Below are 6,289 nucleotides of genomic sequence, written 5' to 3'. Positions count from 1 at the left end.
GGAATCGCGCTGGAATGCGGTTCCGGTTTTTCGTTGTGAACGCTAAAAAAGGAAAATGACATGTTTTGTTCCAGTCATTTTTTTATTTCCAAACCTCATAAGCATATATTTAAAAACTTAGGGAATACTTTAGCGAGGTGATAACAACATGGTTTTTCAACCAAAGCTCGGAAAATGGACGTTATTTTTGACCTTTTTCATTGTATTTTGCTTTGTCGTCATCGTGACACTTCCTGCTTTATATGAAGAGCAGCTCTCAAACACAGGACGCATTGTATTATTAGTGATTGGCTTTTTCGTTATCGCATTTTTTGTCTGGTATATGCTGGCGTCGACAAAATACATATTAGATAAGACGCATTTAATAGTGAAGGGCCGTTTGAAAGTAGCTCACGTGCCTTATGCAGGGATTTTTCTTATGTTTCCAACGAGATCAAATACACGCCGCGATTTCTTTTCAACGAATCGACAGGCCATTGCGATTTTTGCGGTGCATGAGGAAGCATTTGACCAGCTTGAATTTGTAAAAGAACTCGCTGACAAATATGGTGAAACGGTACCACAGTATTTAACACGCTATGTGATGCATCCTGAACAGGAGCCAGCATTTTTAGCAGAAGGGTTTCAGCCAGTGATTCTTCAGATGGTCGTAATCTCACCAGCAGAGATAGAACGCTTCCAAAATGAATTAATTAGTCGCTCACAATGGCAAAAATAACGATGATGCATAGTAACGAACAGAAATATATGCTATACTTGGCTCGCAACTAACACATACTGTAAAAAAAGAGGTTCATAGCAAAACAACCCTCTATAAAAAACTATGGGAATATGACGATCTGTCCGTATCCGCATAGGGTGCGGCTTTTTTTATGGCCGTTTTTAGTTGCACCATCAAAAAAAGAAAGGTTCGTGATTAGATGCTTATGCAATATTATCCACATCCACAGCATGATTATTCATACGAATTAAACAAGGATATGAATTTTTCAGCAGCACACTTTATTCCAGATGAACAGGCAGGGAAATGCGCCCATATGCATGGCCACACATATGTTGTCAATATTACCATTGCTGGAGATACACTTGATGACACAGGATTTTTAGTCAATTTTCAAAAACTAAAGGAGCTCGTGCATAAACGTTATGATCATCGTATATTAAATGATTTAGAAGAGTTTTCAGGAATGAATTTCCCTACAACAGAAGTGATTGCACAAGTCATTTGGCAACGAATCGAGAACTATTTAAAAACAGTGCCGAATCAGCCAAGCTGTCTGCAAATTCTCGTACGTGAAACGCCGACGTCCTATGTATTGTATCGTCCAAAAAAGGGTGAAAATCATGGCTAAAAAGGTACCGGTAATGGAGATTTTTGGCCCGACGATTCAAGGTGAAGGCATTGTTACAGGACGTAAAACAATGTTTGTACGTACGGGAGGCTGTGATTATTCCTGCGCTTGGTGTGATTCTGCCTTTACGTGGGATGGCAGCGAACGAGGGCAATTAATGACAGGCGAAATGATTTGGTCAAAATTAATGGAGATTGGAACAATAGAAGGTATACGAAATTTCAATCATATTACGATTACTGGAGGAAACCCGGCACTCTATAATGAGCCAATTGCGGAGTTGATTACGTATGCACATGCAGCTGGTGTAGAAGTAGGATTAGAAACGCAAGGATCACGCTGGCAAGATTGGTTTTTAGACGTAGATGATTTAACGATTTCTCCAAAGCCACCTAGCTCAACAATGAGAACCGATTGGGTGGTACTCGATTCAATTATTGATCGTCTGCCAAAATATTCTCTAAAAGTAGTTGTTTTTGATGAAGCAGATTTTGACTATGCAGAGGTAGTAAATGCGCGCTACAAACCAAGTGAATTATATTTATCCGTAGGGAATGATAATTCAAGCGAAGCGGGCTCGATAGCTGAAAGACTGTTAGAAAAGCTCGAATGGTTATGGCAAAAAGTCATTGCTACTCCATCGATGAATAACGCAAAACCCCTGCCACAGCTCCATGCACTCGTATGGGCAAATAAAAGAGGGGTTTAACCTTTCCATTTTTAGGTTATTATTTGAAATATAGTCCACAAATCTGTATGATGGATAAAGAATAGTCAATTAGGAGGTTTTTCGAATGAACAAAACTGAATTAGTCAATCAAGTAGCAGAAGCAACTGAGTTATCAAAAAAAGATGCAGGTAAAGCGGTGGATGCAGTATTTGAAACAATCCAAAACGCCCTTGCGAAAGGTGATAAATTATCACTAATCGGCTTCGGTACATTTGAAGTACGTGATCGTGCAGCTCGTACAGGTCGCAACCCTCAAACTGGTAAAGATATTCAAATCCCAGCAAGCAAAGTACCTGCTTTCAAACCAGGTAAAGGCTTAAAAGACGCAGTAAAATAATTTGAAAAACCCTTACATATTAAGGGCTCAGGCATTTTATATGTTTGGTGAAAACCCTCTGAATTTTTCAGAGGGTTTTTGTATTTTTATATCCTGGAGGCGCTGAGATGAACTTAGAAATTAAATCGTATATTACTATTCCACCTGAAAAAGAAGAGCTAGACAAAAATCAAACGTATCCAGGTTATATTGAAATGACAAATTTGGACGATTTAGATGTATTTAATTATGAATTTGGACGTTCTGGAGGATATCCTTCAGGAAAAGTAGTGTTCTTTGTAGATGGTGAACCACTTCTTTTCAATTCAGATGTTAGTGAATTATATTCGTTTTGGTACACATTAATAAAAAGTTTATTGACAAATAATTTAGATCACATAGAAAAGTCTAATTGGAGTCTTCCCTATGAAAATGAGGAGGTTTTTTCTGATTTTACTATACAATTTTTCTATCGTAAAAAAACCGTGGAATTTCATTATAAAAAACAAGTAGTAGCCACTTTTTCATTAACTGCGTATAAAGAAGCCGTTTTACAAGGCTTTTTAGATTTCATGTGGCATACAAATTTAGAGTTCGAAGCCATTACACATGACTCTTTAGGTGATGAAATTGAGTATGTTGAGTTACGAGAAGATACATATGGTGTAAGTGAGCTATATGCTTGTCGTTATATTTTCTTACAATTTATGAAAGAAATTTATAAACAAAAAAGTTATGACTTAGACAAATTAATAAACCTTGATTTTGATTTAGATTATTATCATTCAAAATTAAAATACGATTTAGGAGACTAGGCAAGTATAGCTAGATGCAAAAAAACAGCTGATTAAGCTGCCTTTTTGTATTTAAATTGTATGAGCAATTTATGTAAAGGGGTGTTATCGGCACTTACGGAATTGGCGATATTTTGTTTCCCAAACAGCGCTTTGGGAATATTATTTGATGGTATAATTTAACATTATGTGAATTTAATAGTCAAAGAGAGGTGTTATTATGAGTTGTATATTTTGTAGTGAAATTACAGATGAACAAATACTTGTAGAATCCAAAAGTTTTAAAGTTGTTTTTGATATAGACCCAGTTCAATTAGGTCATTTACTCATTATCTCTAAAAGTCACATTATGGATTTAAGAGAAATAAATATACCCCAATTTATTGAATTGATGGACTTAGAAAAATCTATAATTGAAATATTGGAAAACCATTTTTCAATAACAAGTGTAAGTGTTATTCAAAATAATGGTCCGATTATGGATGAAGGAACACATTTTCACGTTCACTTAATCCCAAGATATATTGATGATAATTTTTGGGATAATCAAATTGTAAAAGAGCATAAACTCTCACTTCAAGAACTTAAAGTGAAGTTAAATGCTTTAGCAATTTAATATAGATATTCCGTTGAATGTTCCCAAATGACACTTTGGGGACTTTAAAGGGGTCTTATAAAAGTTTGTAGAAATTAATAATAACAAAATTTGATAGGAGAAATTTTATGCAAATTTACGATATAGCAAGTCCATTTCTAAATTTATATAAACCTTCAAAAGATTACTACGAAAATTATTTTAATGAACATCCTGATATCTACAATTATTATTTTGGAAATCACTGTTTTAATAAAGAAATGAAGCTTGAAAATGCTTTAATTGCCCATCCCAAAATGATTCAACAAATGAAGTGGGTTACACAAAAGTTTATAACGTTAATCCCACAGATTACAGAGGAATATGAAAAACGCTTTCCAATAAAATTTACAAAAGATACGTATATATTTGTTGGCTTAGGTGGTTCAAATGCCTATACGTATCGTTCTATGGATCCTCATATTGCTTTTTGTGTCGATAAATTTGAGCCAGCGGAAGATGGACTTCATGTAATTGTTGCACATGAATTTGGACATGCAGCGCACCATTTATTCACTACCTTGAATGGCATCGAAGCGAAAGATATAGATTGGAATAGTCCTTACACATGGCTCTTACAAGAAGGAATAGCAACATATTTATCAACACTAATAGTAAACGTTGATAAAGATATTTATTTTGCCTTTAAACGTGACCGAGAATGGCTTACATTTTGCGAAGAAAATAAAGCAGGTATTTTAACTGCCTTTGAACAAGACTTAGTACAAAAAACATCAGCAGAAATGTTTAAAGAATGGTTTTCAATAAATGGCGGTCAAACATTTGGATACAGTCGAATTGGTTATTATATTGCTTATATCTTAGTTCATCATTTAGCGAACGAGGAAGGTATTGAAAATGTAATGTCATATTGGGGACATGTTGATTTTAAAGAGCGAATGATGAATTTAATACATAATATCTTATAGCGTTTGATTATTATTCAATTCCATACAAAATAACGTTCCCAAATGTAAGTTTGGGACAATTTAAAAAAGCTACGAACCATTGTTAAATCATTGATTCGTGGCTTTTCTATTTAACATTGTGATTCATGAAAGTACCTAAGAAAAAGTGTTATCGGCACTTACGGAATTGGCGAAATTTTGTTTACCAAACGTCGCTTTGGGGCCCATTTGAAATAAATACTGAATATTGATAAAATTAGATTTTATTTTCAAAAATTTAATTAAGGAAGTGCTTAGATGCATATTCGAAAATTATCAGTAGCTGATGCAGAGGCTTATTGGGCATTAAGATTAGAGTCTCTAAAACAAAGTCCAGAATCTTTTTTAATGACTATTGAAGAAGAATTAAAATTAGAAAATCCAATTCAAAAATACGCTGAAACAATGCAAATTATTAATCGCTTTACATATGGAGCATTTGTTAATGATGAATTAGTCGGTGTTGTCACGTTACAACTTGAAACTCCATCAAAAATTAGACATAAAGCTAACATTTTAGCAATGTTTGTTTCTCAAAAGCATCGAGGTTTAAAAATTGGGAAATCATTAATGCTGCATCTTATAGATAATGCAATATTATTAAAACTTGAACAGCTTCATTTAACAGTCGTATCAAATAATATTGTAGCAAAAAATTTGTACACTACATTAGGATTCACTAGGTATGGATTAGAAGAAAAAGCTTTGAAATTGAATGGTAAGTATTGGGATGAAGAACATATGGTTTTATTTTTAAAATAAATCATTGGATAGAATTTAATTGTGATTTGAATATGTTATAAAACATTATTTTAAATAACGTCCCCAAATGACACTTTTGTAATTTTTAAGATGCGATTACAAATAGAGGAAGAAGATTCTTAGGAGGAGAAATAGTCTAATATGAATAACTGTCCATTATGTAATCTAGATTTAGAACCAACGCAAACAGTGATTTTAAGTAACGAACATTGTATGTTTTTGCAATTAGAGCAAGCTCGACAAAAGGGTATTCCTCTTGAAGGAGCAGGCATAATTGTACCTAAAATACATAGAGAAACAACCTTTGATTTAACTTTGGAAGAATGGAATGCTACATACTCTCTTCTTCAAGATGTAAAAAAATATATAGATAATCACTATCAACCACAAGGCTACAATTTGGGTTGGAACTGTGGTGAAAAAGCAGGGCAACATATACCTCACGCTCATTTTCACATTTTACCAAGATATGAAGATGAACCACTTGTAGGTAAAGGCATAAGATTTATGTTTAAGGATGACAAAAACAATAGAAAAACTATTAAATAACACCAGATAACTATACAAGTCTAATTCAAAATAACGTTTCCAAATCAAAGTTTGGGAACATCAAGAAAATCCACAAATCATTGTTAAATCAATGGTTCGTGGATTTTCTAGTTAACATTATGATTCATGAAAGTACGCAAGAAAAAGTGTTATCGGTATTTACCGAATTGGAGATATTTTGGTTCCAAAACAGTTGACTGGGAAC

At 33.8% G+C, this 6,289-nt stretch carries 9 protein-coding genes and 1 riboswitch; all 9 genes read left to right on the top strand.

The genetic code is table 11. The features are described from left to right. The first annotated feature begins 148 nt into the window (after positions 1-148). The 9 genes from KTHG_RS13715 to KTHG_RS13675 all read left to right on the top strand — a co-directional run bounded on the left by KTHG_RS13715 (position 149) and on the right by KTHG_RS13675 (position 6,084). Positions 149-718 carry a hypothetical protein gene (locus KTHG_RS13715; RefSeq protein ID WP_139994365.1) on the top strand — a complete coding sequence of 190 codons (570 nt, stop codon included), beginning with the start codon at positions 149-151 and terminating at the stop codon, positions 716-718. 64 nt (positions 719-782) lie between these two features. Next, positions 783-831: riboswitch (PreQ1 riboswitch) on the top strand. An 89-nt stretch (positions 832-920) separates the two neighbouring features. After that, entirely contained in the window at positions 921-1,352 is a 432-nt protein-coding gene (gene queD / locus KTHG_RS13710) for a 6-carboxytetrahydropterin synthase QueD (protein WP_139994363.1), read from the top strand. Next, the gene (gene queE, locus KTHG_RS13705) at positions 1,345-2,061 is read left to right on the top strand and encodes a 7-carboxy-7-deazaguanine synthase QueE (RefSeq protein ID WP_139994361.1); all 717 of its coding nucleotides are present in this window, start codon (positions 1,345-1,347) and stop codon (positions 2,059-2,061) included. The genes queD and queE overlap by 8 nt, the downstream gene beginning before the upstream one ends. 85 nt (positions 2,062-2,146) lie before the next feature. After that, positions 2,147-2,419: an HU family DNA-binding protein gene (locus KTHG_RS13700; protein WP_126989116.1), complete on the top strand. Its 273-nt coding sequence runs from the start codon at positions 2,147-2,149 to the stop codon at positions 2,417-2,419. A gap of 107 nt (positions 2,420-2,526) precedes the next feature. Next, a complete protein-coding gene (locus tag KTHG_RS13695; protein ID WP_139994360.1) occupies positions 2,527-3,213 on the top strand; it encodes a hypothetical protein in 687 nt (228 codons plus the stop codon). 199 nt (positions 3,214-3,412) lie between these two features. Continuing rightward, entirely contained in the window at positions 3,413-3,808 is a 396-nt protein-coding gene (locus KTHG_RS13690; RefSeq protein WP_139994358.1) for an HIT family protein, read from the top strand. A 107-nt stretch (positions 3,809-3,915) separates the two neighbouring features. Further along, positions 3,916-4,755: a hypothetical protein gene (locus tag KTHG_RS13685; protein ID WP_139994356.1), complete on the top strand. Its 840-nt coding sequence runs from the start codon at positions 3,916-3,918 to the stop codon at positions 4,753-4,755. A gap of 276 nt (positions 4,756-5,031) precedes the next feature. Further along, positions 5,032-5,535 carry a GNAT family N-acetyltransferase gene (locus KTHG_RS13680; RefSeq protein WP_139994354.1) on the top strand — a complete coding sequence of 168 codons (504 nt, stop codon included), beginning with the start codon at positions 5,032-5,034 and terminating at the stop codon, positions 5,533-5,535. Positions 5,536-5,676: 141 nt separating this feature from the next. Next, positions 5,677-6,084, top strand: a complete 408-nt coding sequence (locus KTHG_RS13675) for an HIT family protein (RefSeq protein WP_139994352.1) — start codon at positions 5,677-5,679, stop codon at positions 6,082-6,084. Positions 6,085-6,289: the final 205 nt, after the last annotated feature.

Origin of the sequence: Kurthia sp. Dielmo (assembly GCF_000307285.2) — a bacterium.
Taxonomy (GTDB): Bacteria; Bacillota; Bacilli; order Bacillales_A; family Planococcaceae; genus Kurthia; species Kurthia populi.
This window is presented reverse-complemented; position numbering and strand designations above follow the sequence as displayed.

Coding starts and splice junctions, on each gene's coding strand:
- KTHG_RS13695 (WP_139994360.1), top strand. CDS start 2,527: ATGAACTTAGAAATTAAATCGTATATTACTATTCCACCTGAAAAAGAA.
- KTHG_RS13715 (WP_139994365.1), top strand. CDS start 149: ATGGTTTTTCAACCAAAGCTCGGAAAATGGACGTTATTTTTGACCTTT.
- KTHG_RS13690 (WP_139994358.1), top strand. CDS start 3,413: ATGAGTTGTATATTTTGTAGTGAAATTACAGATGAACAAATACTTGTA.
- queE (WP_139994361.1), top strand. CDS start 1,345: ATGGCTAAAAAGGTACCGGTAATGGAGATTTTTGGCCCGACGATTCAA.
- KTHG_RS13675 (WP_139994352.1), top strand. CDS start 5,677: ATGAATAACTGTCCATTATGTAATCTAGATTTAGAACCAACGCAAACA.
- KTHG_RS13700 (WP_126989116.1), top strand. CDS start 2,147: ATGAACAAAACTGAATTAGTCAATCAAGTAGCAGAAGCAACTGAGTTA.
- KTHG_RS13685 (WP_139994356.1), top strand. CDS start 3,916: ATGCAAATTTACGATATAGCAAGTCCATTTCTAAATTTATATAAACCT.
- queD (WP_139994363.1), top strand. CDS start 921: ATGCTTATGCAATATTATCCACATCCACAGCATGATTATTCATACGAA.
- KTHG_RS13680 (WP_139994354.1), top strand. CDS start 5,032: ATGCATATTCGAAAATTATCAGTAGCTGATGCAGAGGCTTATTGGGCA.